The following is a 26645-nucleotide window of genomic DNA, read 5'->3' as shown; positions in this document are numbered from 1 at the left end:
GAGCGTCAATTCGCCGGCATCGGTCCGAAGCGGATGCGGAAGCGCCGGTTCTCGCGGCCTTTCTTCTCGATCTTGCCGATGTGGATCTCGCCGACCTCGCCGGTCGACTTCACATGCGTGCCGCCGCATGGCTGGCTGTCGATCGCGCCATTGTCGCCAATGCAGACCAGGCGGATCTTGCCGGTGCCGACAGGCGGCCGCACGTTCTTCGATTTGACCAGGCCGGGGTTGGCGGCGAGCTCCTCGTCAGTGATCAGCCGGGTGAAGATCGGATGGTCGGCGCGCACCAGTTCCATCAGCCTTGCGGTCACATCCTCCTTGCTGAAGCCGGCGTCGGGAATGTCGAAGTCGACGCGGCTGTCATCCTCGGCGACCGCCGCTCCGGTGATCGGAAACGGACAGACCACGGTCAGCAGGTGACAGGCGGAATGCATGCGCATCAAAAGGTGCCGCCGCTCCCAGTCGATCAAGAGCTTCAGCCTCTCGCCGACAGCGGGCAGCGCCTGCTCCGGTGCCGGCACATGGATGATCTCATCCTTGGTCTCGCCGGTGATGGTGGCGGCAATCGCAATGCGGCCGCCGTCGGTCCGCTCGAACATGCCGATATCGCCCGGCTGCCCGCCGGACGTTGCATAGAAGATCGTCCGGTCGAGGAGGATGCCGCCACGGTCGTTGATCGCGACGACCTCGGCCTCGGCCGTCTTCTGATAGGCGTCGTCGCGAAACAGCGCCTCGGTCTTATGCGCCATCACGCCACCTTTTCGAACGGCACGGAAATGTCGGCCTTTTCTTCCATCCAGCCCGGCACCGGAAGGTTCTTGCTACGCAGGAATTCCGGATTGAAGAGCTTGGACTGGTAGCGCGTGCCGTAGTCGGCAAGGATTGTCACGATGGTATGGCCAGGTCCGAGCTCGCGCGCCAACCGAATGGCGCCGGCGATGTTGATGCCGGTCGAACCACCGACGCAGAGCCCCTCCTCCTGGATCAGGTCGAAGATGATCGGCAACGCTTCCTCGTCCGGGATCTGGTAGGAGAAATCCGGCGTGAAGCCTTCGAGATTGGCGGTGATGCGGCCCTGGCCGATACCCTCGGTGATCGAGTTGCCATCCGATTTCAGTTCGCCGCTGGTGTAGAAACTGTAGAGCGCGGCGCCCAGCGGATCGGCGAGCGCGATCTTGACATCCTTGCTCTTGCCTTTCAGCCCGAGCGCGACACCGGCGAGCGTGCCGCCGGAGCCTACGGCCGAGACAAAGCCGTCGATCTTGCCACCGGTCTGGGCCCAGATTTCCTGCGCGGTCGTGCGGACATGGCCATCGCGGTTGGCGACATTGTCGAACTGGTTGGCCCAGATCGCGCCGTTGGGTTCGGAGCGCGCCAGTTGCTCGGCAAGGCGGCCCGACAGTTTTATGTAATTGTTGGCGTTCTTGTAGGGCACGGCCGGCACCTCGATCAGCTCCGCGCCCAGAATCTTGATCACGTCCTTCTTTTCCTGGCTCTGCGTGTCAGGAATGACGATCACGGTGCGGTAGCCGAGCGCCTTCGCGACCAGCGTCAGGCCGATGCCGGTGTTGCCGGCAGTGCCTTCGACGATAAGCCCGCCGGGCTTCAGGAGCCCACGCTGTTCGGCATCGCGGATGATGAACAGGCCCGCCCGATCCTTCACCGATTGCCCTGGATTCATGAACTCGGCCTTGCCGAGGATCTCGCAACCGGTCGCTTCCGAGGCCTTGTTGAGCCGGATCAGGGGCGTGTTGCCGATCGCTTCGATCACAGAACGGGGCATGCGGGATTCCTTCATGTGTGCGGCGAGACCCTAAAAACCGGACGCCGCGGTTTCAAGGCAAGATTTTGCCTGGTCCAGTCGCATTCCGGATGGTGCAATGCTCGCGATCATTTCAACGTCAGGTGCAAAACCGCTCTTTTCAACCGATTTCTCCACCGCTAGAGCAAACCAGAACATTCGCAGGACATCCCATGGCACTTTACCGGGCCAATCCGAAAGACGGTGTCGCCTGGATCACGGGCGGCAGCAGTGGCCTTGGCCGGGCGTTGGCCAAGGATCTCGCCAATCAAGGCTATGCCGTCGCGGTGACATCGCTGCCGGAAGATCCGGCCGACACGCTGATCGTCGAAACGGCGCAGATGTCGGGACATGTGAAGTCCTTTCCCTGCGACGTGACCGACGAACACGGCATGGCGCGCACGGCCGCCGCCATCGAACAGCAGATGGGGCCGATCGTGCTCGCCGTCTTCAACGCCGGCAACTACATCGCCACCCCCGGCGAGAACCTGGTGGTGCGCGATTTCCATCGCTCCTTCGCCGTGAACTATTTCGGCATCGTCAACGGCGTGGTGCCTGTCGTCGAGCATATGCGCGTGCGCGGACGCGGCCATGTCGTCCTGGTCGGATCGGTCACCGCCTATTCCGGTTGGCCGACCACGGCGGCCTATGGCGGCACCAAGGCCGCGATCAACATCCTGGCGGAGTCGCTGAAATACGACTTCGACAAGATGAATATCCGCGTCCAGGTCATCAATCCGGGTTTCATCGACACGCCGCTGACCGAAAAGAACAAGCTGCCGATGCCGGGCCTCATGCCCGTGCATCGCGCGTCACGCCGCATGGCGCGCGGCATCAGGAAGGGCAGTTTCGAAGTCACCTTCCCGTACCACATAAGCTGGCCGTTGAAGCTGCTTGGCCTGCTGCCGCGGCCGATCGGCCGCTTCGTCATCGGGCTCACGACCCACTGGTGGGCGCGGCCGTTGCATTTCGATCGCAGGCAGCTCGGCGAAAAAGGTCCATCCCGCGACAAGGCGGTATAAGCCGGCGAACGGCGATTGCCTGTCGGCAGGTACGGCCATAGGTTGAGAATCATTGCTTGGAGACTGTAATGGGGCGGCGGATCGTGCTTGCGGTGCTTGGCCTTGCAGTCGTCCTGGTAGCCGGTTTCTTCCTTGGTCCGCGCGTGCCGGTCGACACGACAATCCGGTTCAATCCGTCGGCGATCGGCGACGATCCGCAGGCCTATCTGGCGCACGAAGAGGCTGCCGTCCCCAACATCCGCGAAGGTCTCGACAAGGAGATCATCTGGGCAAACCCGATGGTCCATGCCAAGACGCCCCTGGCCATCGTCTATATCCATGGCTTCTCCGCCACGAAGGGCGAGGTTCGCCCCTTGCCGGACGACGTTGCGGATGAACTGGACGCCAACCTCTTCTACACGCGGCTGACCGGCCACGGCCAGGACGGCGCGGCGATGGCGCAGGGCAGCGTCAATGCATGGATCAACGACTATGAGGAGGCCTTGGCCATCGGCCGCGCCATCGGCGACAAGGTGATCGTCATCGGGACCTCGACTGGCGGCTCGCTGGCGGCATGGGCCGCAACCCAACCGGGCGCTTCGGACGGCGTCGCCGCGATCGCGTTCATCTCACCCAATTTCGGCGTCAAGGCCTCCGGCGCCGAGTTGCTGACCATGCCCTGGGGCCGGCAACTCGCCGAGCTTGTCGGCGGCAAGGAGCGCAGTTTCCCGGCGCGCAACGCGCTTCACGAAAAATTCTGGACCACCAGATACCCCATGAAAGCGGTGCTGCCGATGGCCGCGCTCACCGAGCTCGCCTATGCCGCGCCTGTCGAGAAGGCGACGATCCCTGCCCTGTTCATCTTCTCGGATTCCGACAAGGTGGTGCGGCCCGACCGTACCCGCGAGATCGCCGGGCGCTGGGGCGGTCCGCACGAGCTGGTGCCGGTCGACGACACCGGCGATCCGGACAATCACGTCATTGCTGGCGATGTGCTGTCGCCGCAGACTACGGCCTTTCTTACCCAGCGTATCGTGGTGTGGGTGAAGGCGCTGATGCAGCAACAGTCAAGTCAGTGAAGTCGGGCCAGTGAAATCGACACGGTGAAATGAAAACGGCCGGAGCGATGCTCCGGCCGTTTCTGTTCCTGTGGTCCTGCTGGGCTCAAGCAGCCCGGGTCGCCGGACGCTTGCCACCGAAGCGGCGCTTGTTGTTGCCCTTGAAGCGCTTGAAGCCGTCAGGCTTGCTCGAGCCATTCGGCTTGGCGGCAGCCGGGCGTTCGCCATGCGGCTTCGGAGCGCGCTCGCCCTGCGGCTTGCCGCCGAAGCGCTTGTTGTCGCCACCGTTGCCGGGGCGGCGGCCATCGCGACGGGCGCCGTGATGCTCGCGGTCGTTGGCCGGTTCGAAATGACGATCGGTCTTTTCCCTGGGGTCGCGCTGCGGATCCGGGCTGCCGAGATGGTCTGCGACGACCGGCAGCTTCATGCGGATGATGCGCTCGACCTGCCGCAACTTGGCGTTTTCCGAGGGATCGCACAGCGTGATCGCAATACCGTCCCTGCCGTTGCGGCCGGTGCGGCCGATGCGATGGACATAGCTTTCCGCTTCGTCCGGCAGGTCGAAATTCACGACATGGCTGATGCCGGGCACGTCGATGCCGCGCGCCGCGATATCGGTCGCGACCAGGATGCGAACCGAGCCGTCGCGGAAATCATTGAGCGCCTTCTGACGGGCATTCTGCGATTTGTTGCCATGGATCACGGCAGCCTTGAAGCCGTCGCGATCGAGGTCCTTGGTCACCCGGTCGGCGCCGTGCTTGGTGCGCGAAAAGATGATGACGGACTTCATCGCCTCGTCCGCGAGCATCTTGGACAGTACCTGGCGCTTCTGCTTGGTGCGGGCAAGGATCAGGCTCTGCACGATCTCGGCCGCCGCCGTGCTCTGCGGCGCGACTTCGACGCGGATCGGATTCTTCAGCAGGCCCTTTGCCAGTTCAGCGATTTCGTTCGGCATGGTCGCCGAGAACAGCACCGTCTGGCGGTCCGGCGCGGTCGCCTTGGCAATGCGCTTGACGTCGTTGATGAAGCCCATGTCGAGCATGCGGTCGCCTTCGTCCAGCACCAGCCATTTGGTGTCGGCGAGGATGAGGTCGCCCTCGCGCACCAGGTCGGTCAGGCGGCCGGGCGTGGCGATCAGAATGTCGACGCCGGGGGCAACCTTCTTGACCTGGCTGAAGCGCGAGACGCCGCCAAGCACCAGCGCGGTCGAGACATGCGCGCCCTTGGCCAAGATCTTGATGGTGTCCTCGATCTGCACGGCGAGCTCGCGGGTCGGCGCCAGAATCAACGCACGCGCCGTCTTCGGCCGGCGCTTGGTGCCGAGGCCGATGATCTTCGACAGGATCGGCAGTGCAAAGGCCGCTGTCTTGCCCGAGCCGGTCTGGGCGATGCCGAAAATGTCACGGCCCTCCATCTGAGGCGGGATCGCCTGCGTCTGGATCGGCTTCGGATCAGTGAAGCCGGCCGCGTGGGTCGCCTTGAGCAGCGCACCCGATATTCCAAGTGCCGCGAAACCGTTCAGTTCCGCATTGTTTTCGTTGGTCAAAATAATCTTCTTTCACGCGGCTTCTGGCCGCAAACATCGATGCCGGCAGGGCGCAACCTGCCGTCGAATAAATTGTCATGGAACGACAAGGCGGCGGACATGATTGTCCGCGCGGCTGCGCTGTCGTGCCCGCAGGCATCATGCCACGGGGCTTTTTCGCCAGCTTGCCGATCGACCTGGGCCGATTTGCCGGAAAGAGGGAAAACAGACGCAACCAGTCTCATTCGTCGAGAAGGCCGGATATCCCGGCCCAAGCGCCTATACCGCCGCATATGGCCCAGTTCGCTGTGAAATGCAAGGGCGTCATGTTGCAATGCAGCAAAACAAGGGTGCTTGCGCTGCCCTGCCCCCGCCATTACCACACATCACTTATCCGTTTTGGGGACCGGCGATGAAAGACGTGCTGAAGGAACTCGAGCGCCGCCGCGAGATTGCCCGCATGGGCGGCGGCAAGGACCGCATCGAGGCGCAGCACAAGAAGGGCAAGCTCACCGCGCGCGAGCGTATCGAGATATTCCTCGACGAGGGCTCGTTCGAGGAGTTCGACATGTATGTCGAGCACCGGTCGACCGATTTCGGCATGGAGAAGACCAAGATCGCCGGCGACGGCGTCGTCACCGGCTGGGGCACCGTCAACGGGCGCCCGGTCTATATCTTCGCCAAGGATTTCACCGTGTTCGGCGGCTCGCTGTCGGAGGCGCATGCCGAAAAGGTCATCAAGGTCCAGGAGATGGCGCTGCGCAATCGCGCGCCGATCATCGGCCTCTACGATGCCGGCGGCGCGCGCATCCAGGAAGGCGTGGCGGCGCTCGGTGGCTACGCCGAGATTTTCCAGCGCAACGTGCTCGCCTCCGGCGTCATCCCGCAGATTTCGCTGATCATGGGCCCCTGCGCCGGCGGCGACGTCTACTCGCCCGCCATGACCGATTTCATCTTCATGGTGCGCGACACCTCCTACATGTTCGTCACCGGGCCGGACGTGGTGAAGACGGTGACCAACGAGACGGTGACCGCCGAAAGCCTCGGCGGCGCGTCCGTCCACACCACCAAATCTTCCATCGCCGATGGCGCCTATGACAACGACGTCGAGGCGCTTCTGCAGATGCGCCGGCTGGTCGATTTGTTGCCGGCATCCAACACGGCCGAGATTCCCGAGATCGAGTGCTACCAGTCGGTCACGGATCACGACATGTCACTCGACCGGTTGATCCCGGACAATGCCAACAAACCTTATGACATCAAGGAGCTGATCCTGAAGGTCGCCGACGAAGGCGATTTCTTCGAGATCCAGCAGAGTTTTGCCAAGAACATCGTCACTGGCTTCGGCCGTGTCGAGGGCCGCACGGTGGGCTTCGTCGCCAACCAGCCGATGGTGCTGGCGGGCGTGCTCGATTCCGACGCCAGCCGCAAGGCGGCGCGCTTCGTGCGCTTCTGCGATTGTTTTTCGATTCCGATCGTCACCTTCGTCGACGTGCCGGGTTTCCTGCCGGGCACCGCGCAGGAATATGGCGGGCTGATCAAGCATGGCGCCAAGCTGCTCTTTGCCTATGCCGAGGCGACCGTGCCGAAGATCACCGTCATCACCCGCAAGGCCTATGGCGGCGCCTATGACGTGATGGCGTCGAAGCACCTGCGCGGCGACATGAACTATGCCTGGCCGACGGCGCAGATCGCGGTGATGGGCGCCCGGGGCGCGGTCGAGATCATCTATCGCAAGGATATCGGCGATCCTGAGAAAATTGCTGCCCATACAAAGACTTACGAGGATCGCTTCCTGTCGCCGTTCGTCGCCGCCGAACGCGGCTATGTCGACGAGGTGATCATGCCGCATTCGACCCGGCGCCGTATCGCGCGGGCGTTGCGCATGTTGCGCAACAAGGACATGCAGAACCCCTGGAAGAAGCACGACAACATCCCGCTGTGACAAGCTGCACCGACAAGAAATGCGGATAACCCTTGCAGCCCAGAGCCTGATTCCGGCCAAGGGCTATGGCGGAACGCAGCGCCAGGTCGAATGGCTGGTCACCGAACTGGTCAGGCTCGGACACCACGTCGTCCTGATTGCCGCGCCGGGATCGTCGCATCCGATGTGCGAAGTGCGGCATGCGGTCAGCGACGCCGAATGCCGGGCTGCGATCCCGCAGGATACCGAGATCGTCAACCTCCATGCCTGGAAGGTCGAAGTCCCCTTCCCGACACTCAACACCGAACACGGCCATCTTCCGGACTATCCGCGGCCGCAGTCCAACTGGAACTTCCTCAGCGCCCGCCATGCCGAACTGCATGGGCGCAAAACCTTCGTCTATAACGGGTTTCCGGTCGACGCCTACCGGCTGGCGCCCTCGAAGAACGACCACCTCTTCTTCATGGCGGCCATCGCGCGCGCCGGAAAGGGGCTGAACCGGGCGGTGGACTTGGCGAAGAAATTCGACTTCACGCTCGATATCGCCGGCGGGTCGCGCTGGAAGCTGCTTGGCCGCAGCAAAACCCGCCGCGAAGGCGTCTTCTTCAAGAGCCTTTCGGCTCGGTATCGCTTTCACGGCATGGTCGATGGCCAGGATAAGTTGCGCCTGCTGGGTGAATCGAAGGCATTCCTCAACCCGATCTCCTGGGAGGAGCCGTTCGGCATGGCGCAGGTCGAGGCCATGCTGTGCGGCACGCCCGTGCTCACCACACCGCGCGGCGCGCTCGTGGAGACCGTCGATGCCGATACCGGCCGCTTCTTCGAGAGCGACGAGGAGTTCGGGCGCGGTCTTGCCGAGATTGGAAGTCTGTCGGCACAACGATGCCGCCAGTCGGCTGCCGACAGGTTCCCGATCGAGAAGACGGCGAAGGCCTATCTGGAACTCTATGCCCGCATCCTTGATGGCGAAGCGCTTCCGTGACAAATCACCGTCATGTCCGCTTTTGGCGGTTGTTCCGGATCGAAAAGGTAGCGCTTGTTGCGTCCCATCCTCGTCTTCTGCTTGCCGGCGATCGGTGACTTCATCCGCTGCCACTCGGCAATCCAGGTCCTTGCCGAAAGGTTTCCCGGGCATCCGATCGACGTCGCCACTTCGCCACTCGCCGCCCCGCTGGCGCGGCTGATGCCGAATATTCGCAAGACCTGGCTCGTCGAGAAACACTGGAGGCCCGGGCTGAAAGAACGGGCAGGTCTGGCGCGTGAGCTTCGCAAGGAGAATTACCAGGCAGCCTATATGCTCACCAGCAGCACCAAGGCAGCGCTTGTGCCGTGGCTGGCCGGCATACCTGAGCGCATCGGCTATCCGCGGGAATTCCAGTTCGGCATCATCAACCGCCTGCCCACCGGCTGGCTGAAGAGTTTCGTGGCTTTCGGTCCGCGCAAGACGAGATTGTTCGAGCAAGTCTGCGCGATCGCGATGCTGGGCGAGAAGCCTGCCGACGGCATGCAGCTTCCTGCACCGAAAATGACGGTTTCGGCTGAGGAGCTTTCGGATTGGCGTGCCCGGCAAGGCATCGATCCGGCGAGGCCGGCGCTGGCGCTCTACACCTCGGCTTTCACCAATTTCCGTTCATGGCCGGCGGAGCGTTTCATCTCGGTAGCGAAGGATCATGCCCGGCGCGGCTGGTCGGTCTGGCTCATCGGCGGCCCGCGGGAACGCGAGGCCGCCGCCCAGATCCGGGCTGCGCATCCGGAGGCGATCGATTTCACCTCGACGCCCGATATCACCGACGCCATGTGCCAGATCGCCGCCTCGACCGTCTTCCTTGGCGTCGATGGCGGGCTCTGCCATGCAGCCGCAGCATTGGGCGGGCCATGCGTGCTTATCTTCGGATCGAACCGGTCCTATGAGACCGGCCCGGTGAACGACCATGTGCGTTATCTCGAGCCGCCAATTTCGACGCCGAGCTGGGTCCAGGATACACGCGGTGTCAGCGAGGAACGCGTTCTTGCGGCTTTGGCCGACGCCGTGACGCAGCCGCGCCTCAGGCAGGAGCCCTGACCTATTCTTCGGCGGCCGCACCGAAACCAGCTTCATCTTTCTCGGCCAAACCGCCGGGACATGGCCAGCCGTTTCATCGGGCAGCGCTCCCGGTCAGCTCGCGAAGAACCGGTACAATCGCCAGAGGCAAGTCTTCTGCAATCAAACCCGGTCCAAAACGGCTGCCGGCCTCGGCATGGATCCAGACCCCGGCGCATGCCGCTTCGAAGGCCGGCATGCCTTGCGCGAGAAGTCCGGCAATGATGCCCGCCAACACGTCGCCCGAGCCGGCGGTGGCGAGCCATGGCGCGCCATTTCCGTTGATCGCGGCGCGGCCGTCCGGCGAAGCGATCACGCTGTCGGCGCCCTTATAGACGATCACGGCGCTGGCGCGCCGCGCGGCTTCGCGCGCCTTCGCCAGCTTCGACAGCGCCGTGTCGGCGGCAATGTCGGCAAACAGCCTGCCGAACTCGCCCTCATGCGGCGTCATGATCAGCGCCGGCGCGTCCGGCCTGCCGGCTGCCTCGAACAGTGTCGCGGTCGCGTTGCGGAAAGACGTGATGCCGTCGGCGTCGAGCACAAGTCCCTCAACAGCGCCGTCCTGGCGGTTTTTGGCGAGCATGGCGAGCGTGAAATCGCGTGCCTTGTCACCTATGCCGAAGCCGGGACCGAGGACGAAGCTCGACGGCCGGCGATCGCCGATAAGGTCGTGGACGTCCTCGATCGCGTCGACCTTGCGCAGCATGATCGAGGTCAGATGCGCCGCGTTGACGTGCATGGCGTTCGCAGGCGAGAGCACGGTGACGGCCCCTGCCCCGCTTCGGGCTGCCGCAAGCGCCGAAAGGCGCGCCGCGCCCGTCGCGGATGGTCCGCCCGAAAAGACGCTCGTGTGGCCGCGCTTGTATTTGTGCGCGTCGACGGCCGGCGCGGGAAAGGCTGCGATCCAGAGCCCAGGCCGGTTCTCGAAAGTCCGTGGCGCAACCTCGTCGATGATTTCGTCGCGAATGCCGATGTCGGCCAACACGATCTCGCCGCATCGCTCGCGGCCAGGCAGAAGCAGGTGCCCGGGCTTCTTTCGCGCGAAGGTCACCGTGAGCACCGGGCGAAATGCCGAGCCGAGGATTTCGCCGCTTTCGCCGGAAACGCCCGAAGGCAGGTCGATCGCGACAACCGGCAGGTTCATCCCCGTCACGATGTCGACCGCAGCCTTGGCGTCGCCGGAGAGCGGCTTCGACAGACCTGCGCCATAGATCGCGTCGACAACCAGCGAGCCAGCTTCCGCGGCGAAAGCCGAAAGCGGATGCCGCTCCAGTGTGCAGTCAGCCGCCGCAAGCGCGGCGTCGCTGCCTGTCCGCGGTTCGCCCAATGCCCACAGCGACACGTCGACGCCTGCCTCGGCCAGCAAGCGCGCCACGACATAACCGTCGCCGCCATTGTTGCCGGGGCCGCACAGCACGTGGACCCTCATCGCGCCGGGATAGCGCGCCAGCACGATCGCCGCGACCGCCTCGCCGGCACGTTGCATCAATCCATAGCCGTCGAGCGGTCCGGCCGCGATTGCCAGCCGGTCTGCCTCGGACATTTCGGCCGGCGATAGAAGTTCATTGCGCATGGGATTGCCGATCTTCATGCGATCAAGCATTGTCCAGTTTTCGGTTCGAAGCAAACCATCGCGACCGCGGCACTATCTTGCACATGCGGTCGCATCCGGGAGGGGTTTCTGCCTGCAAATTGCGCTGTCTGCCCATTTTTTGCGCAGACGTGAGGAGGAGCGATGTATAGGGTTTGGGCGTCCATGACGCATCCGATGCAGCGGATGACGCTATTTTGCATCCGGATGCGGCATGGGCTCGAAAACGCCCCTCGCCGCCTGCGCTCCTCAGGATTGGCACGGTTCGTGCTTGATGGAGGCGCAAGCGGGGCACACAACCCGTCTTCTTGGCAGTGGAGGCCACTTTTTACATGAAAAAGATCGAAGCGATCATCAAGCCATTCAAGCTGGACGAAGTGAAGGAAGCGCTTCAGGAGGCCGGACTGCAAGGCATCACCGTCACCGAAGCCAAGGGTTTCGGCCGCCAGAAGGGGCATACCGAGCTTTATCGCGGCGCCGAATATGTCGTCGACTTCCTGCCCAAGGTGAAGATCGAAGTGGTGCTCGGCGACGAGGCCGTGGAAGGCGCCATCGAGGCCATCCGCAAGGCGGCGCAGACCGGCCGCATCGGCGATGGAAAAATCTTCGTCTCCAACATAGAGGAAGTCGTGCGCATCCGTACCGGCGAGACCGGCATCGACGCCATCTGACCTTCAACCATTCCAGACGTCATCACACAGGGAAGAAATGACATGACGACAGCCAAAGACATCATGAAGCAGATCAAAGACAACGACGTGAAATTCGTCGACCTGCGCTTCACCGATCCGCGGGGCAAGCTGCAGCATGTGACGATGGATGTCGTCGAGGTCGAGGAAGACATGTTCGCCGACGGCGTCATGTTCGACGGCTCCTCGATCGCCGGCTGGAAGGCGATCAACGAGTCCGACATGGTGCTGATGCCGGACACGGATACCGTCCACATGGATCCGTTCTTCGCCCAGTCGACCATGGTCATCCTGTGCGACATCCTCGATCCGGTCTCGGGCGAGGCCTACAACCGCGATCCGCGCGGCACCGCCAAGAAGGCCGAGGCCTATATGAAGTCGGAAGGCATTGGCGACACCATCTATGTCGGCCCGGAAGCCGAGTTCTTCGTGTTCGACGACGTCAAGTATAAGGCCGACCCGTACAATACCGGTTTCCGCCTCGACTCGACCGAACTGCCCTCCAACGACGACACCGACTACGAGACCGGCAATCTCGGCCACCGTCCGCGCATCAAGGGCGGCTATTTCCCGGTGCCGCCGATCGACTCCTGCCAGGACATGCGTTCGGAAATGCTGACTGTGCTCGCCGAAATGGGCGTGCGGGTCGAAAAGCATCACCATGAGGTCGCCGCCGCCCAGCACGAGCTCGGCATCAAGTTCGACACGCTGGTGCGCAACGCCGACAAGATGCTGATCTACAAGTATGTCGTGCACCAGGTCGCCAACGCCTACGGCAAGACGGCCACCTTCATGCCGAAGCCGGTGTTCGGCGACAACGGCTCGGGCATGCATGTCCACCAGTCGATCTGGAAGGGCGGCAAGCCGACCTTCGCCGGCAACGAATACGCCGGCCTGTCGGAGAGCTGCCTCTATTATATCGGCGGCATCATCAAGCACGCCAAGGCGATCAACGCCTTCACCAACCCGCTCACCAACTCCTACAAGCGTCTGGTGCCGGGTTACGAAGCGCCGGTGCTGCTCGCTTATTCGGCGCGCAACCGTTCGGCTTCCTGCCGCATTCCGTTCGGCAACTCGCCGAAGTCAAAGCGCGTCGAGGTCCGCTTCCCCGATCCGGGCGCGAACCCCTATCTCGGCTTCGCCGCCATGCTGATGGCCGGCCTCGACGGCATCAAGAACAAGATCCACCCGGGACAGCCGATGGACAAGGATCTCTATGATCTGCCGCCGAAGGAGCTGAAGAAGATCCCGACCGTCTGCGGCTCGCTGCGCGAAGCGCTGCAGAGCCTCGACAAGGACCGCGGCTTCCTGAAGGCCGGCGGCGTCTTCGACGACGATCAGATCGACTCCTATATCGAGCTCAAGATGGCCGAGGTCATGCGCTTCGAAATGACCCCGCATCCGGTCGAGTACGACATGTACTATTCGGTCTAAGTTTCTGATCGGACGCTGAAATCAAGTCCCTGGAGGTAAACCGCCTCCAGGGACTTTTCATTTTGGAAATAGGCTCAGGCGCCTCAGGGCAAAAAAGAACCCCGGCATTCGCCGGGGTTCTCGCACGGACAGGCATCGGAGGGCTGACGCCTATCCCGCAAGCTCGTCGGGTCCGTGCAGCGTCCAATTGGCGCGGCGCGCCAGGAACAGCAGGAAATAGATCGCGGCGGCGGCCATGATCGCCAGCGTCGCGATCAGGCTCGGGCGCCCGAAGGCGGCGTCGAGCCAGTTCTGATAGGCGACGTAGACCAGCGCCACGAAGGCGAGGATCGCCGGCACCGGGAAGAACGGCATGCGATAGTGGCCGCCCGAGGTGGTGCCGCTGCGACGGCCGGCGAAGACGGCGACGCACAGCAGCGCGTAGATCACAACCAGCGACGTGCCGCTGACCACGAGCAGCAGGTTGAGATCGATGAAGCAGGCGAGTGCGGCCAGCACCACCACCACGATGGTGGCGATCCATGGCGAGGCGTAGGTGCCGTGGACGGACGCGACCGCGCTGTTGATGGGCCCGATCCAGGTCTTGTCGCGGCCGGAGCTGAACAGAAGCCGCGCCGCCTGCAGGATGATGGCGATGACGGCGTTGAAGATGGCCACCGCAATCGCCAGGCTGATCGCCACCGTCAGCCAATGGCCGCCGCGCGCCTCGAGGAAATATTCGATCTTCTGGGGTGCAGAGAGCAGGCCGACGAGATCCGGCGCGCCGAGCAGCACCGCGGTCAGAGGGATGAGCTCGGCGGCGACCGTGATCACCAGCGCCCAGAGCACCACCTTGCCGATGTTGCGCTTGGCGTCGTGGGTTTCCTCGCCGAAATAGGCGGCCGCGCCATAGCCATTATAGGCGAACAGCGAGACAGCGGTGGACGCCATGATGATGGCGGCCGAGGCCGGAACCAGGGTGTTGGTCGTTGCGTCGAGCAGTTGCGGCGCGCTGAACAGGCTGGAAAGCGGCCTCTCGACATGGGTGAAACCAAGGCCGGTGAGGATCAGCAGCGCCAGCATCTCGATGCCGAGGAAGATGCCGGTGACGAAGGCGTTGAGCTTGATGCGCATGGCGGCGACCGCGCCGGCCAGGATGATCGTGACCACGCCCACCCATTGCGGGCTGAGATTGGGAATGAGGACGCCGAGATAGGTGCCGACGCCGAGCGCGATGACGGCGACGATGAGCACGATCGACACGAAGACCAGCACCAGCGTGACGAAGCCCCAGAAGCGCCCGAGCGTGCGGCCGATCATGGTGTATTCGCCGCCGGCCATCGGGTAGGCCGAGGAAAGCTCGGCATAGACGAAGGCCATGAACAGGCCGATGACCGCCGCGATCACGAAACTCAGGAACGAGCCGGTGCCGGCCAGCGCGATGACGCCCGGCACGATGATGAAGACGGATGATGCCGGCGTCACCGCCGATAGCACGATCATCAGCGTGCCCAGTGCGTTCAGCGCCCGGTCGAGACCCTTGGCGCCAGGCGCGGCCTTGTCGGCGGCCGCGGTAGTGGCTTCGTTTGTGGACATCGTCCTCCCCTTTTTTTAATTGGATAAAAATTACTATCCGTAGCGTAAGCTATCTGTGTCCACACATAGCGTCAACAAATATGCGATATGCCGGCTTGCAAAAATCAACAGGCCAGTTTTTATTGAATCATATTCAGGGAAATGAAATGGGCAGACCCAAGACACAGACCGATCGCCGCCTGACGCTGGTCGCGGCAGCAGAATCGATGATAGCCAAACGCGGCCTCGCCGGCGTCACCTTGCGCGACGTCGCCAACGAGGCCGGCATGAGCTCGAGCGCCCTGCTCTATTACTATCCCGGCCTCAAGGAGCTTCTGGACGACGTGCAGACGAAGGCGGTCGAGCGCTTCTGCACGCAGCGCGCCGCAGCAGTCGCGGCAATCGCCGATCCCCGGCTGCGCCTGAAAACGATGCTCGACAGCGGCCTGCCGACCGATCCGGACGACCAGCTTTGCCGGCTTCTGCTGGAGCTCGGCGCCTATTCGCGCTCGGACGCCAGCTACGCCGCCCGACATATCACGCTGTTCGAGCGCCAGGTGGCGATCTATGTCGGCATCCTCGAGGCGGGTGCTGCCACCGGCGTCTTCAAGCTGAACGCGGCGAGCGAAGTCATCGCCCGCGGTCTCGTCGTCCTGGAGGACGGGCTCGGCCTCCACCTCGTCAATGTCGTGCCGGCTGTCGACCACGCCTCGGCGATGGCGATCCTCACCGGTTACGCCGAACTCGCGACCGGCTGCAGCCTTCGCTGAGCCGGCTTTCATCAACGGAGCATTTCTCAGCCATGGATCAACGAATGGAACCGACCACCACGCCGGCCGGCAAGACGCGCGCCCGCGGCCTCGGGATTCCGCTGTCGGGCACGCCGGGACCTGCCAATGCCATCACCGATGTCGATGGCGTGCTCGTCGGCTATTCGACGCTGATCAAAGGTGAAGGCAAGCTCAGCCTCGGGCATGGGCCGGTCCGCACCGGCGTTACCGCTATCCTGCCGCTCGGCCGCGATGGCATCGGTGCGGCTCTGGCTGCCGGCTATCATTCGTTCAACGGCAATGGCGAGATGACCGGCGCTTCATGGCTGGAAGAGGCTGGGAGCCTCTCCATGCCGATCCTGATCACCAACACGCATGCGGTCGGCCCCTGCCATCGCGGCGTCATCGACTGGGTGGCACGCAACAAGCCCGAGGTGGCGAACCAGTGGCTGCTGCCAGTGGTGGCCGAAACCTGGGACGGCTATCTCAACGACATCAACGGCTCGCATGTCACCGTCGGCCACGCGATCGAGGCGATCGAGAACGCGGCCGCAGGCGCCATCGAGGAAGGATCGGTCGGCGGCGGCACTGGCATGAACTGCTACGCGTTCAAGGGCGGCTCCGGCAGCGCTTCGCGGATCGTCGATTATGGCCACCGCGCCTACACGGTCGGCGTCTTCCTGCAGGCCAATTTCGGCTCGCGCCAGGAGATCAGCATCGCCGGCGTTCCACTTGGGCACGAGCTTGCCGCCGACAATCCGATGGAAGCCTATTTCAGCGGCAGACCGACGGGCGCCGGCTCCTGCATCGGCATCGTCGCCACCGACGCGCCGCTGCTGCCTGGGCAGTGCAAGGCGCTGGCGCGGCGGGTGCCGCTCGGGCTGGCGCGCACCGGCACTGCCGGCTCGCATTTTTCCGGCGACATCTTCCTCGCTTTGTCGACCGCCAACCCGGATGCGCTCAATGGCCGCTTTCCCAAGGGCGCTCCAGGCGAGGAGAGCTACAGTCACATGGATTTCATCCCCTGGGGCCGCATGGACGATTTCTACACGGCCGTGGTGCAGGCGACAGAGGAGGCGGTGCTCAACGCGCTGGTCGCCAACTCCGATATGGTCGGCCGCGACGGCAACCGCACGCCTGCCCTGCCGCATGCCAAGGTGGTGGCGGCGCTCAAATCGCGTGGTGTGATTGCCGGCTGACGGCAGCGGGCGGAGCTCTCTCGCCGGCAATTACCATGCAAAAGGCCCTCGGCGGAGAACGCCGGGGGCCTTTCACTATTGAATCCCATCTGGCGCAGACGAAGCCCGCGCAACGAGAAATCAGGCGGCAGCCGAAACGGCTGCGGTCGAAACCTCGGAGATCGTCTTCAGGACCTGCGAGGCGATCTGGTAGGGGTCGCCCTGCGAGTTCGGGCGACGGTCTTCCAGATAGCCCTTGTAGTCGTTCTTGACGAAGGAGTGCGGCACGCGGATCGAAGCGCCGCGGTCGGCGACGCCGTAGCTGAACTTGTTCCACGGCGCGGTCTCGTGCTTGCCAGTCAGGCGCTTGTCGTTGTCCGGGCCGTAGACGGCGATATGGTCCATGAGGTTCTTGTCGAACTGGGCCATCAGCGCCTCGAAATAGGCCTTGCCGCCGACTTCGCGCATATAGGTGGTGGAGAAGTTGCAGTGCATGCCCGAACCGTTCCAGTCCGTGTCGCCGAGCGGCTTGCAGTGGAACTCGATGTCGATGCCGTATTGCTCGGTCAGGCGCAGCAGCAGGTAGCGGGCCATCCACATCTGGTCGGCGGCCTTCTTGGAGCCCTTGCCGAAGATCTGGAATTCCCACTGGCCCTTCGCCACTTCGGCATTGATGCCTTCATGATTGATGCCGGCGGCGAGGCACAGGTCGAGATGCTCCTCGACGATCTTGCGAGCGACATCGCCGACATTCTTGTAGCCGACGCCGGTGTAATACGGGCCCTGGGGCGCCGGGTAGCCGCTCTCAGGGAAGCCGAGCGGACGGCCGTCCTTGTAGAAGAAATACTCCTGCTCGAAGCCGAACCAGGCGCCCTCGTCGTCGAGGATGGTGGCGCGCTTGTTGGAGACATGCGGCGTCACGCCATCGGGCATCATGACTTCGCACATGACCAGCACGCCATTGGTGCGGGCCGGATCCGGGTAGACCGCGACAGGCTTCAGCACGCAGTCGGAGCTGTGGCCCTCGGCCTGGTTGGTGGACGAGCCATCGAAGCCCCACAGCGGCAGCTGCTCCAGCGTCGGGAACTCGGCGAACTCCTTGATCTGGGTCTTGCCGCGCAGGCTGGGGGTCGGGACGTATCCGTCGAGCCAGATATACTCGAGCTTGTATTTGGTCATTCCAGTGCCTCTCGTTGCTTGGGCGCCGCAAGTGGGCGGCGTCAACGCATGGCCGGGCTTGCCGGCCTGCCGATGGTTAAAAAGCAATTCGTATGCCATTCCGCCTTCGGCGGGTGCGGCAAAATGGTCATTGCAAGGCGTTGATTTTGCTCAGCCGTCTCAACACTGCGCCCGGATCGCTCAATCGATATTTCTGCACAAATATTTGGCAAATAATGATCTTTTTGTAGTCATATTGCCTAAATGAATCGCATGACCTATCTTGCCTGGTAAGTTGAATCGGCAAGTCCCTGGACAAGCAAGGAGGTCGCCAATGCAAGTCATGCAATCGCGCCCGTCAGCAAAAATCCTGATGTTCCCGCTGGCAGGGCGGAAGTCTGCCTCAAATTTAGGCGCCAAGGCCAAATTCGCGGCAGAGCTTGCAACGCTTCGCGGCGAGCATGCCGATTTCGACGGCTGGTACCACGAAGCGGCCGTCGAGGAAGAAAATCAGCGCAAGAGTTGATCCGCCTCTTTGAGTTCCATGAACGGAAAAGCCCGGCGCGATCGCTCGCGCCGGGCTTTCTGTTTGAGCGGATTGACTGATATCAGTCCTTGGCGTTCAGGTCGGTGCCGAGCGTATCCCTGACGAAGATCAAGCCGATGATGAGCGACATCGCCGCGATGATCACCGGGTACCAGAGACCGTAATAGATATCACCCTTATAGGCGCTCAGTGCGAACACCGTCGCCGGCAGCAGACCGCCGAACCAGCCGTTGCCGATATGGTAAGGCAGCGACATGCCGGTGTAGCGGATGCGGGTCGGGAACATCTCGACCAGGATCGCGGCGATCGGCCCATAGACCATGGTGACGAACAGCACCAGGATGAACAGGATGCCGATCGTCACCGGCCAGTTGATGGCAGCCGGATCGGCGGTCATGGCGAAGGCGCCGCCGGCCGGGATGTTGTAGACGGTGACTTCCGGCGCGCCGGCTACCTCGTCCTTGGTCAAGAGCTTGTCGGCGATCGCCTTGTCGACCGGAACCGTGGTCTTCTCGCCGCCACGGATGGCCGCGGCGTCGAGCTTCAGTTCGGGATTGGCCGCGATAAAGGCGTCGAGCTTCTGGTCCGGCACCTTGGCCGCGGCGCGCTTCAGCGGATAGCCGCCGTCCCGCAGCGACATGTTCACCGCCTTCTGGAAGGCCGCCTCCTTGGCCTTGGCCTGATCGCCGGCGGCGACGGCGTCGTAGGAGTCGACCGTCTCGTTGCCGATCTTGACCGTGGCAGCCGTGCCAGGTGATGCCGTGGTCACCACGTCATACGGCACCGAGTTCTTGGTCAGGAACGAAGTCGCGATATCGCAGGATGTCGTGAACTTCGCCGTGCCGACCGGGTTGAACTGGAACTTGCAGTCGCCGGGCGCAGCCGTCACCGTCGCGCGGGTGTTCTGCTGCGCGGTGGCCAGAGCCGGGTTGGCAGCCCAGGTCAGCGCCTTGAACAGCGGGAAGGTGCACACGATGCCCAAAGCAAGGCCGGCCATGATGATCGGCTTGCGGCCGATCTTGTCGGACAGCCAGCCGAACACGACGAAGAAGATAGAACCGATCGCCAGCGCAATCGCGATCATGATGTTGACCGACTGCGCTTCGACCTTCAGCACGTTGGTGAGGAAGAAAAGCGCATAGAACTGACCATTGTACCAGATCACGGCCTGGCCGGCGGTGAGGCCAAGCAGCGCCAGCAGCGCGATCTTGGCGTTCTTCCACTGGCCGAAGGCTTCCGACAGCGGCGCCTTGGATCCCTTTCCCTCATCCTTCATGCGCTGGAAGGTCGGCGACTCCGAGAGCGACAGCCGGATCCAGATCGAGACGGCGAGCAGCGCGAAAGAAACGATGAAGGGAATGCGCCAGCCCCAGGCGGCGTAGGTTTCCTTGCTGAGCGAGCCCTGTACGATCAGGATGATGATCAGCGACAGGAACAGGCCGAGCGTCGCCGTGGTCTGGATCCAGGACGTGTAGTAGCCGCGGCGGTCGTCCGGCGCATGTTCGGCGACATAGGTCGCGGCGCCGCCATATTCGCCGCCGAGCGCCAGGCCCTGCAGCATGCGCAGCCCGATCAGGATCACCGGTGCCGCAATGCCCCAACTGGCGTAGCCGGGCAGCAGGCCGACCAGGAAGGTCGACAGGCCCATGATCGTCATGGTGACGAGGAAGGTGTATTTGCGGCCGACGAGATCGCCGATGCGGCCGAACACCAGCGCGCCGAACGGACGCACGAGGAAGCCTGCGGCAAAAGCCAGCAGCGCGAAGATGTTGCGCGTCGCTTCCGGGATCGCCGGACTGAAGAAGGTCGAGCCGATGAAGGCGGCGAGCGAGCCGTAAAGATAGAAATCATACCACTCGAAAACGGTGCCGAGCGAGGAAGCGAAGATGACCTTCTTCTCCTCCCGCGTCATGCCGCGGCTGGTTCTGCCGGCGGTCGATGCCATTGCCATTGATAAATCCTCCCGTGAGATCCCGTCTGTCCTCGGTGGCTGCGTGCCACCGTCCTCCGAACGCGGACTCAAAACGCAGCCAACGAAGCAAAAAATGACAGAAAGGGCGGGCCAAAGGCACCGCGACAATGGGATTATGACTTTGGTATTAGGTGCGCTGCGAAAGCGATGCCGCGCGTGGAGTGTCTCGGCTGTGGGGAGCGCCGATCCACTCCAGGTTTTTGTTTTACGCAATTCCGGACGGAAGGCCACGGCGAAGGCGCCGGGCCCAACCGCTGCGCACTTTTCCTGGCATTGCTCTAGCCTTGCAGCGCCTCGAGCAGGCTGACCGCCGCCATCATGTCGCGCTTGCGGGCCGAGCGGCGCGCCAGGGCCTCCGCATCCTGGCCCCAATGCTCGATCTGCCAGTCCTCGTCGACATGGGCAGCAAGCCAAGCTTCCTCGCCGTCGAGCTCGCCGAAATCGACGGCCAGCGCCAGCAGCGCCGAACCGGTCAGGGACGTCATGACGTGGATGGCGGCCAGCCGCATCGGCTCGGCACGCTGGCCAAGATGCGCGCCGAGGATGGCAATCGCCTCGCGCGGCTGTTCGACATGGATGACGCCTTCGGCAAGGTTGAAGCGTGCGCCAAGGCTGCCCCGCGCCCAGTCGAGCACCGGGTCCCAGAGCTTGTTCTGGCGATCGACCAGCCCTTGTGGACCGTCCGCCCGGTAGCACAAAAGATCGGACGAGGCGAAGCGCAGCACATCCTCCAGCACTGCCTGCGGATCGGAGGCGACGCCGTCGATGGCGGTGTTGACGAGCCGCATGACAGGCATCGTCACGGGATCGATGACCTCGGTCTGCGCGCTGAATTCATCGGCCACGAGCGCGGCTGCCTTTTCGGTCGGGAGCACCATCACGGCTTTGCCAGGCGTGCGCACCGACCGGCCGTCCAGATGAACGGCAAAACCATTCTCGACGGGAGCCACCGAAACGGCCTTGTAGAAACGCTTCGGCAATGGCGTCTTCATCTGGATCTGGGCGCGTCGCACCGGATCGGGATCGGACAACAGCTTTCCGGCTTCGAGGTCTTCGAGGATGTCGCGCATGCCGAACTCCTTAAAACAATTCCAGGAAAAGTGTGAAGCGGTTTTCCATCCGGAATTGCGTCAAAGCAAAGAGATAGACAGCTAGCCGTCCGGCGGGCTGTCTACGGTGCGGGCTGCCTGCGCGCCGGGCGGTTGACGATGATCAATCCCGCGGCGATCAGGCCGAGCGCCAGGATTATCCTGACCGTCGGCGGCTCGCCCAACAGCACCGCGCCGCACAGGACGCCGAACACCGGCGACAGGAAGGCGAAGCTCGACAGACCGGCCGCCGGATAGCGCGTGAGCAGCCAGAACCACAACACATAGGTGAAGGCGACGATATAAAGAGACTGGAACAGCAGCGCCAGTGTCGGCAAGGCGGCAACCGCGCGGATCGGTGGGCCGGCGAAGGGCATCACCAGCAGGGCGACGACAGTTGCACCCGCAAGCTGGTAGAGCAGGAGCTTTTCGGCGTTGGTTGCCACCAGTTTCGACCGCTTTATGAAGATACTGGTCGCCGCCCAGAGAATGCCCGAGCCGAGACTTAGCAAATCACCCGTCAGCGTCGCGTCGCTGCCGGCAGCGATGCCGTCGGAGAAAACCGCCGCCAGGCCGCAGAAAGCGAGAACAAGCCCTCCGAGCTTGCGCGCGTTGATGCGCTCGCCCAGCAGGAAATGGCCGCCGATCAGCACCCAGAACGGCATGGTGTTGACCAGCAGCGTGTTGCGGGCAACGGTCGTATGCTCGAGCCCGACATAAAGGCACAGGAACTCAACACCGAAGAGCGCGCCGACGACGATGCCGGCAACCAGCGTCCCGTCCCTTTCGAACAGCTTGATGTCGCGCAGCCGGCACCAGCCAAGCACACAGGCTCCCCCGATGAGCGAACGCGCGATCGAGACGAAGACAGGGTCGTAACCTGCATAGGAGATCTTGGCGGCGACGTAGTTCAGGCCCCAGGAGAAGGTCAGCCCGACCATGATGGCAGCCGCGGCCATGTCGACTGCATCGCGACGGTCCAGTGCCGAGGCGATAGCCAAGTCAGTCCTCCGCGCTGGCGTCGTCGAAGCCGATCAGGTTCCAGCTCTGCCGCATATGCGGCGGCAGCGGCGCCGTGACGTCGATGACGCCCTGGTCCGGGTGCGGGATGATAATGCGGCGCGCGTGCAGGTGCAGGCGGTTTTGAATGCCACCCGGAAAATCCCAGTTGGTATCGGCCTCGAAATATTTGGGGTCGCCGATGATCGGGCAACCTATGTAGGCGGCGTGAACGCGCAGCTGGTGGGTGCGGCCGGTATAGGGCTCCATCTCCAGCCAGGTCATCGTCTGCGCTGCCTGCTCGATGACACGATAGTAGGAGACGGCGTGGTCGGCGCCCTTCTCGCCATGCGCGGCCACGCGCACGCGGTCGCCATCCTCCGTCGGCTCCTTGATCAGCCAGGTCGAGATCTTGTCCTCGCGCTTGGGCGGCACGCCCTTGACCAGCGCCCAATAGGTCTTCTTGGTCTCGCGCGCCCGGAACGCTTCCGAAAGCTTCATCGCGGCAAGACGGGTGCGGGCAACGACCAGCACCCCGGACGTGTCGCGGTCGAGACGGTGGACAAGCCGCGGTTTCTCGCCCTTCTGGTTGCGCCAGGCCTCCAGCATGTCGTCGACATTGCGGGTGACGCCGGAGCCGCCCTGCACGGCCAGGCCGGCCGGCTTGTTGAAGACGAAGACTTTCGGGTCCTCGTGCAACAGCATCTTGGCGAGCACGTCGGCATCGCCCTGGTTGCGGATCGAGTGGCCGGTGAGAGGTGCATCGCCCTTCTTGTCGACGTCAAGCGGCGGAACGCGGACGGACTGGCCGGGTTCGACGCGCGTGTCGGCCTTCACCCGGCCGCCATCGACGCGGATCTGGCCGGACCGAAGCAGTTTCTGCAGGTGGCCGAAGCCGAGGCCCGGATAATGGACCTTGAACCACCGGTCGAGCCGCATGCCCGCCTCGCCGGCCTCAACCGTGATCTGTTCAACACCTGCCATGGATACGCTTTTCCGTTTGAAAGCGGCGCCATAGCACTAAGGCGAGCGGGTTGCGAGCCAAAGACCCAAGAAAGCCTGACGATTACCCCAATCGTTGCGCTGTTCGCTCAGTTGCCGGAAGATGGCGGCAGGACGGCGCAGATGGTCGAGCGCGTCAGGAACCGTTTCTCGCGGCCATTGTCGAGCGAGAACATGCCGCCCCTGCCCTTCACCACATCGATGATCAGGTCGGTGTGCTTCCACGCCTCGAATTGCGCGGCGCTGATATAGACCGGCGTGTCGCCGATCTCGCCGAGCTGCACATCATTGTCGCCGATCATGAACTCGCCGCGCGGGTAGCACATCGGCGAGGAGCCGTCGCAGCAACCGCCGGACTGGTGGAACAGAACCGGGCCGTGATCGGCGATGATCTCGGCCAACAGCGCCTCGGCCTCCGGCGTGGCCGACACTTTGCCCAACGAAGCGTTGTCCATAGAATCCTCCTCCGAATGACGGGAGAGCGCGGGTGAGCCGCGCCCTCCCTTCGCCCTGGGAGGATCAGAAGAAGCCGAGCTTCTTGGGGCTGTAGCTGACCAGCATGTTCTTGGTCTGCTGGTAGTGGTCGAGCATCATCTTGTGCGTCTCGCGGCCGATGCCGGACTGCTTATAGCCACCGAAGGCGGCATGCGCCGGATAGGCATGATAGCAGTTGGTCCACACGCGTCCGGCCTGGATGGCGCGGCCGAAGCGGTAGCAGCGGTTCGCGTCGCGGCTCCAGATGCCGGCGCCCAGTCCGTAGAGCGTGTCGTTGGCGATCGACAGCGCCTCGTCATCGTCCTTGAAGGTCGTCACGGACACGACGGGGCCAAAGATCTCCTCCTGGAAGATGCGCATCTTGTTGTTGCCCTTGAACACGGTCGGCTTGACGTAGTAGCCACCGGCAAGATCGCCAGGCAGATGGGCTTGCTCGCCGCCTGTCAGCACTTCGGCGCCTTCCTGGCGGCCGATGTCGAAGTAGGACAGGATCTTTTCCAGCTGCTCGCTCGATGCCTGCGCGCCGATCATGGTGGCGGGATCGAGCGGATCGCCCTGGACGATCGCCTCGACGCGCTTCAGCGCGCGCTCGATGAACTTGTCGTAGATCTTCTCATGCACCAGCGCGCGGCTCGGGCATGTGCAGACCTCGCCCTGGTTGAGCGCGAACATGACGAAGCCCTCGATCGCCTTATCGAAGAAATCGTCGTCTTCCGCCGTCACGTCCTGGAAGAAGATGTTGGGCGACTTGCCGCCAAGTTCGAGCGTCACCGGAATGAGGTTCTGGCTGGCATATTGCGAGATCAGCCGGCCCGTCGTGGTCTCCCCGGTGAAGGCGATCTTGGCGATGCGGTTCGACGAAGCGAGCGGCTTGCCGGCCTCCAGGCCGAAGCCGTTGACGATGTTGAGCACGCCTTCGGGCAGAAGGTCGCCGATCAGGTCGGCCCACAGCATGATCGTCGCCGGTGTCTGCTCGGCGGGTTTCAGCACCACGCAGTTGCCGGCGGCAAGCGCCGGCGCCAGCTTCCACACCGCCATCAGCAGCGGGAAGTTCCACGGGATGATCTGGCCGACGACGCCGAGCGGCTCGTGGAAGTGGTAGGCGACGGTGTCGTGGTCGATCTCGGAGATCGAGCCCTCCTGGCTGCGCAGCACACCGGCGAAATAGCGGAAATGGTCGATGGCTAAGGGAAGGTCCGCCGCGGTCGTCTCGCGGATCGGCTTGCCGTTGTCCCAGGTCTCGGCGAGCGCCAGCAGGTCGAGGTTGTCTTCCATCCGGTCGGCGATGCGGTTGAGGATCAGCGCGCGGGCCGCTGGACTGGTCTTGCCCCAGGCATCCTTGGCCTTGTGCGCAGCATCGAGCGCCGCCTCGACGTCCGTTGCATCCGAGCGGGCGATCTCGCCCAGCGGGCGACCGGTGACCGGCGAGATGTTTTCGAAATATCTGCCGGCGTGCGGCGCCATCCACTTGCCGCCGATAAAGTTGTCGTAGCGCTTGGCGAAAGGAACCTTGGCCGTACGCGAAAATTCCACCTTGTTCATCACTTCCTCCCAAAGAAGCACGCCGCGGGATGCGGCGCGTCAGGAGGAAAGGGTCGCGGATAGTCTTCGGTTTGTCAGCCCATGGTGGGGCGATCATGGCCGCCAAGTGTCGCAGAACTGCGACAGGTCATTTCACTTAAATGAAAGGTCAGGTCCGGGAAATCAATGCGGGCGCCGGATGGCGAAACGTGCGAGCTTGCGATGCAGTGTCGCGCGCGAAATGCCGAGGTTTTGGGCCGCCGCCGAGACATTGCCGCCGGCGCGCGCCAGTGCCCGCTGCAGCACGCTGCGCTCCGCGTCGTCGAGGTCTTCGGCACCCTTCGCAGGATCGCCAAGGACATCGGCAGCCAGCAATCCCTTGGCCAGCGTTTCGCGCGTTATGCCGAGCGCCAGGCGCGCGGAGCGCGTGGCACCGATCACCAGATCATCCGAGTCGACCGCGATCAGCGCGCCCGTGCTGCGCTCGCCAAGCGGCGCAAGCAGGATGCGGGCATTCGCGAACGCCAGCCGGAAATTCTCCGCCTCGATCCGGCGGGCGGCATCGCCGACCGCAATGGCGATGAGCTGGACGAAGCCTTCGGTAAGGTCCGAGCGGCAGGACGACACGTCGAGCGCGGCCGCCAGATTGCCTTCGTGGTCGTAGACCGGCGCCGTGGTGCAGCTGAGCAGCGTGTTGCGCGAAAAGAAGTGCTGGTCGCGGTGAATGGTCAGTGCCCGTTGGTCGGCAATGCAGGTGCCGATCCCATTGGTGCCCTCGCTCTCCTCGCTCCAGACCGTGCCGGTCCATAGACCCCATTCATCGAATGTTTCATCGTCGGCAACCGCCCCCCTGCGCTCGAGCGGGATGCCGTCGCGGTCTGCCATCATCACGCAGCAGCCGACACCGCCGACGGCGAGGTACAGTCGATTGAGGCTCCCTTCGGCGGCGCGGACGAGTTGTTCGGTGCGCTGCCTCGCAAGCCGCAGTTCGCCTTCAGTCAATCGCCTGGGTGCCTTCCGTTCGGCCGGGTCGAGACCGTGTAGCTGGAGTGATCGTCGCCAGGAGGCGATCAGCGCCGAATGGGCCGCATCGCTCTTAGCGATCGATGCCTCGATAAAATCCGCATGACCGGCTGCTTGCAGTCCGCCCAACGCTATCCTCCCGGCGAGCAGAACCTCCCTCTGCTCCGTCGTCATATTCGCCAGAACATTTCCGACGCCACAGCTGCCCGGCCCTTTTATAGAACCGCTGGCCGCA

24 protein-coding genes are annotated in these 26645 nt (G+C 63.5%); 11 read left to right on the top strand and 13 right to left on the bottom strand.

Annotation, left to right across the window (positions count from 1 at the left end; genetic code table 11):
* Positions 1-5: 5 nt before the first annotated feature.
* Positions 6-749, bottom strand: coding sequence for an alanyl-tRNA editing protein (locus AC0YKC_RS29710; RefSeq protein ID WP_434722589.1), 744 nt, complete (start codon positions 747-749; stop codon positions 6-8).
* Positions 749-1783, bottom strand: a complete 1035-nt coding sequence (locus tag AC0YKC_RS29705; RefSeq protein WP_434722588.1) for a cysteine synthase A — start codon at positions 1781-1783, stop codon at positions 749-751. Before AC0YKC_RS29705 ends, AC0YKC_RS29710 begins: the two co-directional genes overlap by 1 nt.
* 191 nt (positions 1784-1974) lie before the next feature.
* Here AC0YKC_RS29705 and AC0YKC_RS29700 point away from each other — a divergent pair, with 191 nt between their 5' ends.
* Together AC0YKC_RS29700 and AC0YKC_RS29695 are read left to right on the top strand one after the other, a co-directional pair.
* Positions 1975-2823, top strand: a complete 849-nt coding sequence (locus AC0YKC_RS29700; RefSeq protein WP_434722587.1) for an SDR family oxidoreductase — start codon at positions 1975-1977, stop codon at positions 2821-2823.
* 68 nt (positions 2824-2891) lie between these two features.
* The gene (locus AC0YKC_RS29695) at positions 2892-3881 is read left to right on the top strand and encodes an alpha/beta hydrolase (protein WP_434722586.1); all 990 of its coding nucleotides are present in this window, start codon (positions 2892-2894) and stop codon (positions 3879-3881) included.
* An 85-nt stretch (positions 3882-3966) separates the two neighbouring features.
* Here the strand turns inward: AC0YKC_RS29695 and AC0YKC_RS29690 are convergent, their stop codons facing one another.
* Positions 3967-5406: a DEAD/DEAH box helicase gene (locus tag AC0YKC_RS29690; RefSeq protein ID WP_488513620.1), complete on the bottom strand. Its 1440-nt coding sequence runs from the start codon at positions 5404-5406 to the stop codon at positions 3967-3969.
* 391 nt (positions 5407-5797) lie between these two features.
* Here AC0YKC_RS29690 and AC0YKC_RS29685 point away from each other — a divergent pair, with 391 nt between their 5' ends.
* Genes AC0YKC_RS29685 through waaF form a run of 3 tightly spaced genes read left to right on the top strand, consistent with a single transcriptional unit; the run spans position 5798 to position 9371 of the window.
* Positions 5798-7330 carry an acyl-CoA carboxylase subunit beta gene (locus tag AC0YKC_RS29685; RefSeq protein ID WP_320297952.1) on the top strand — a complete coding sequence of 511 codons (1533 nt, stop codon included), beginning with the start codon at positions 5798-5800 and terminating at the stop codon, positions 7328-7330.
* 19 nt (positions 7331-7349) lie between these two features.
* Complete coding sequence (locus AC0YKC_RS29680; protein ID WP_488513619.1) at positions 7350-8291, top strand: glycosyltransferase; 942 nt, start codon at positions 7350-7352, stop codon at positions 8289-8291.
* A gap of 54 nt (positions 8292-8345) precedes the next feature.
* Positions 8346-9371: a lipopolysaccharide heptosyltransferase II gene (waaF, locus tag AC0YKC_RS29675; protein ID WP_488513618.1), complete on the top strand. Its 1026-nt coding sequence runs from the start codon at positions 8346-8348 to the stop codon at positions 9369-9371.
* 73 nt (positions 9372-9444) lie between these two features.
* On the opposite strand, the gene AC0YKC_RS29670 is transcribed toward waaF, so the two are convergent.
* Positions 9445-10962, bottom strand: a complete 1518-nt coding sequence (locus AC0YKC_RS29670; RefSeq protein ID WP_488513630.1) for an NAD(P)H-hydrate dehydratase — start codon at positions 10960-10962, stop codon at positions 9445-9447.
* A gap of 350 nt (positions 10963-11312) precedes the next feature.
* Between AC0YKC_RS29670 and AC0YKC_RS29665 the strand changes: the two genes are divergently transcribed.
* Both AC0YKC_RS29665 and glnA read left to right on the top strand, forming a co-directional pair.
* The gene (locus AC0YKC_RS29665; protein WP_018428041.1) at positions 11313-11651 is read left to right on the top strand and encodes a P-II family nitrogen regulator; all 339 of its coding nucleotides are present in this window, start codon (positions 11313-11315) and stop codon (positions 11649-11651) included.
* A 42-nt stretch (positions 11652-11693) separates the two neighbouring features.
* Positions 11694-13103, top strand: coding sequence for a type I glutamate--ammonia ligase (glnA, locus tag AC0YKC_RS29660; protein ID WP_320297955.1), 1410 nt, complete (start codon positions 11694-11696; stop codon positions 13101-13103).
* Between the two features lie 150 nt (positions 13104-13253).
* On the opposite strand, the gene AC0YKC_RS29655 is transcribed toward glnA, so the two are convergent.
* Positions 13254-14678 carry an APC family permease gene (locus AC0YKC_RS29655; protein ID WP_488513617.1) on the bottom strand — a complete coding sequence of 475 codons (1425 nt, stop codon included), beginning with the start codon at positions 14676-14678 and terminating at the stop codon, positions 13254-13256.
* A gap of 146 nt (positions 14679-14824) precedes the next feature.
* Here AC0YKC_RS29655 and AC0YKC_RS29650 point away from each other — a divergent pair, with 146 nt between their 5' ends.
* Together AC0YKC_RS29650 and AC0YKC_RS29645 are read left to right on the top strand one after the other, a co-directional pair.
* Positions 14825-15427: a TetR/AcrR family transcriptional regulator gene (locus AC0YKC_RS29650; protein WP_488513616.1), complete on the top strand. Its 603-nt coding sequence runs from the start codon at positions 14825-14827 to the stop codon at positions 15425-15427.
* A gap of 44 nt (positions 15428-15471) precedes the next feature.
* Positions 15472-16626 carry a DmpA family aminopeptidase gene (locus AC0YKC_RS29645; RefSeq protein WP_488513615.1) on the top strand — a complete coding sequence of 385 codons (1155 nt, stop codon included), beginning with the start codon at positions 15472-15474 and terminating at the stop codon, positions 16624-16626.
* A gap of 120 nt (positions 16627-16746) precedes the next feature.
* Here AC0YKC_RS29645 and AC0YKC_RS29640 read toward each other — a convergent pair whose 3' ends face one another.
* Positions 16747-17784: a glutamine synthetase beta-grasp domain-containing protein gene (locus AC0YKC_RS29640; RefSeq protein ID WP_320297959.1), complete on the bottom strand. Its 1038-nt coding sequence runs from the start codon at positions 17782-17784 to the stop codon at positions 16747-16749.
* Between the two features lie 31 nt (positions 17785-17815).
* On the opposite strand from AC0YKC_RS29640, the gene AC0YKC_RS29635 reads away from it, so the two are divergent.
* Both AC0YKC_RS29635 and AC0YKC_RS29630 read left to right on the top strand, forming a co-directional pair.
* Positions 17816-18031, top strand: coding sequence for a hypothetical protein (locus tag AC0YKC_RS29635; RefSeq protein ID WP_320297960.1), 216 nt, complete (start codon positions 17816-17818; stop codon positions 18029-18031).
* Between the two features lie 66 nt (positions 18032-18097).
* Positions 18098-18289, top strand: coding sequence for a DUF2735 domain-containing protein (locus AC0YKC_RS29630; RefSeq protein WP_292223387.1), 192 nt, complete (start codon positions 18098-18100; stop codon positions 18287-18289).
* An 82-nt stretch (positions 18290-18371) separates the two neighbouring features.
* Here AC0YKC_RS29630 and AC0YKC_RS29625 read toward each other — a convergent pair whose 3' ends face one another.
* The 7 genes from AC0YKC_RS29625 to AC0YKC_RS29595 all read right to left on the bottom strand — a co-directional run bounded on the left by AC0YKC_RS29625 (position 18372) and on the right by AC0YKC_RS29595 (position 26539).
* Complete coding sequence (locus AC0YKC_RS29625; RefSeq protein ID WP_488513614.1) at positions 18372-20261, bottom strand: MFS transporter; 1890 nt, start codon at positions 20259-20261, stop codon at positions 18372-18374.
* A 299-nt stretch (positions 20262-20560) separates the two neighbouring features.
* Positions 20561-21352, bottom strand: a complete 792-nt coding sequence (locus AC0YKC_RS29620) for an ATP12 family chaperone protein (RefSeq protein ID WP_488513613.1) — start codon at positions 21350-21352, stop codon at positions 20561-20563.
* Between the two features lie 101 nt (positions 21353-21453).
* The gene (locus AC0YKC_RS29615; protein WP_488513629.1) at positions 21454-22329 is read right to left on the bottom strand and encodes a DMT family transporter; all 876 of its coding nucleotides are present in this window, start codon (positions 22327-22329) and stop codon (positions 21454-21456) included.
* A 43-nt stretch (positions 22330-22372) separates the two neighbouring features.
* On the bottom strand, positions 22373-23353 hold the full coding sequence (locus AC0YKC_RS29610) for an RluA family pseudouridine synthase (protein ID WP_434722577.1): 981 nt from the start codon (positions 23351-23353) through the stop codon (positions 22373-22375).
* A gap of 107 nt (positions 23354-23460) precedes the next feature.
* A complete protein-coding gene (locus tag AC0YKC_RS29605; RefSeq protein WP_488513612.1) occupies positions 23461-23826 on the bottom strand; it encodes a DUF779 domain-containing protein in 366 nt (121 codons plus the stop codon).
* A 64-nt stretch (positions 23827-23890) separates the two neighbouring features.
* The gene (gene adh, locus AC0YKC_RS29600) at positions 23891-25408 is read right to left on the bottom strand and encodes an aldehyde dehydrogenase (RefSeq protein WP_320297965.1); all 1518 of its coding nucleotides are present in this window, start codon (positions 25406-25408) and stop codon (positions 23891-23893) included.
* 162 nt (positions 25409-25570) lie between these two features.
* Positions 25571-26539, bottom strand: coding sequence for a helix-turn-helix domain-containing protein (locus AC0YKC_RS29595; RefSeq protein WP_320297966.1), 969 nt, complete (start codon positions 26537-26539; stop codon positions 25571-25573).
* Positions 26540-26645 lie beyond the last annotated feature (106 nt).

This window comes from Mesorhizobium sp. CNPSo 4661 (assembly GCF_057784215.1).
The sequence above is the reverse complement of the archived record's forward strand: the minus strand, read 5'-3'. Positions and strand labels throughout refer to the sequence as shown.

Coding starts and splice junctions, on each gene's coding strand:
- AC0YKC_RS29710 (WP_434722589.1), bottom strand. CDS start 749: ATGGCGCATAAGACCGAGGCGCTGTTTCGCGACGACGCCTATCAGAAG.
- AC0YKC_RS29705 (WP_434722588.1), bottom strand. CDS start 1,783: ATGCCCCGTTCTGTGATCGAAGCGATCGGCAACACGCCCCTGATCCGG.
- AC0YKC_RS29700 (WP_434722587.1), top strand. CDS start 1,975: ATGGCACTTTACCGGGCCAATCCGAAAGACGGTGTCGCCTGGATCACG.
- AC0YKC_RS29695 (WP_434722586.1), top strand. CDS start 2,892: ATGGGGCGGCGGATCGTGCTTGCGGTGCTTGGCCTTGCAGTCGTCCTG.
- AC0YKC_RS29685 (WP_320297952.1), top strand. CDS start 5,798: ATGAAAGACGTGCTGAAGGAACTCGAGCGCCGCCGCGAGATTGCCCGC.
- AC0YKC_RS29680 (WP_488513619.1), top strand. CDS start 7,350: ATGCGGATAACCCTTGCAGCCCAGAGCCTGATTCCGGCCAAGGGCTAT.
- AC0YKC_RS29670 (WP_488513630.1), bottom strand. CDS start 10,962: ATGCGCAATGAACTTCTATCGCCGGCCGAAATGTCCGAGGCAGACCGG.
- AC0YKC_RS29665 (WP_018428041.1), top strand. CDS start 11,313: ATGAAAAAGATCGAAGCGATCATCAAGCCATTCAAGCTGGACGAAGTG.
- glnA (WP_320297955.1), top strand. CDS start 11,694: ATGACGACAGCCAAAGACATCATGAAGCAGATCAAAGACAACGACGTG.
- AC0YKC_RS29655 (WP_488513617.1), bottom strand. CDS start 14,678: ATGTCCACAAACGAAGCCACTACCGCGGCCGCCGACAAGGCCGCGCCT.
- AC0YKC_RS29650 (WP_488513616.1), top strand. CDS start 14,825: ATGGGCAGACCCAAGACACAGACCGATCGCCGCCTGACGCTGGTCGCG.
- AC0YKC_RS29645 (WP_488513615.1), top strand. CDS start 15,472: ATGGAACCGACCACCACGCCGGCCGGCAAGACGCGCGCCCGCGGCCTC.
- AC0YKC_RS29640 (WP_320297959.1), bottom strand. CDS start 17,784: ATGACCAAATACAAGCTCGAGTATATCTGGCTCGACGGATACGTCCCG.
- AC0YKC_RS29630 (WP_292223387.1), top strand. CDS start 18,098: ATGCAAGTCATGCAATCGCGCCCGTCAGCAAAAATCCTGATGTTCCCG.
- AC0YKC_RS29625 (WP_488513614.1), bottom strand. CDS start 20,261: ATGGCAATGGCATCGACCGCCGGCAGAACCAGCCGCGGCATGACGCGG.
- AC0YKC_RS29620 (WP_488513613.1), bottom strand. CDS start 21,352: ATGCGCGACATCCTCGAAGACCTCGAAGCCGGAAAGCTGTTGTCCGAT.
- AC0YKC_RS29615 (WP_488513629.1), bottom strand. CDS start 22,329: ATGGCCGCGGCTGCCATCATGGTCGGGCTGACCTTCTCCTGGGGCCTG.
- AC0YKC_RS29610 (WP_434722577.1), bottom strand. CDS start 23,353: ATGGCAGGTGTTGAACAGATCACGGTTGAGGCCGGCGAGGCGGGCATG.
- AC0YKC_RS29605 (WP_488513612.1), bottom strand. CDS start 23,826: ATGGACAACGCTTCGTTGGGCAAAGTGTCGGCCACGCCGGAGGCCGAG.
- adh (WP_320297965.1), bottom strand. CDS start 25,408: ATGAACAAGGTGGAATTTTCGCGTACGGCCAAGGTTCCTTTCGCCAAG.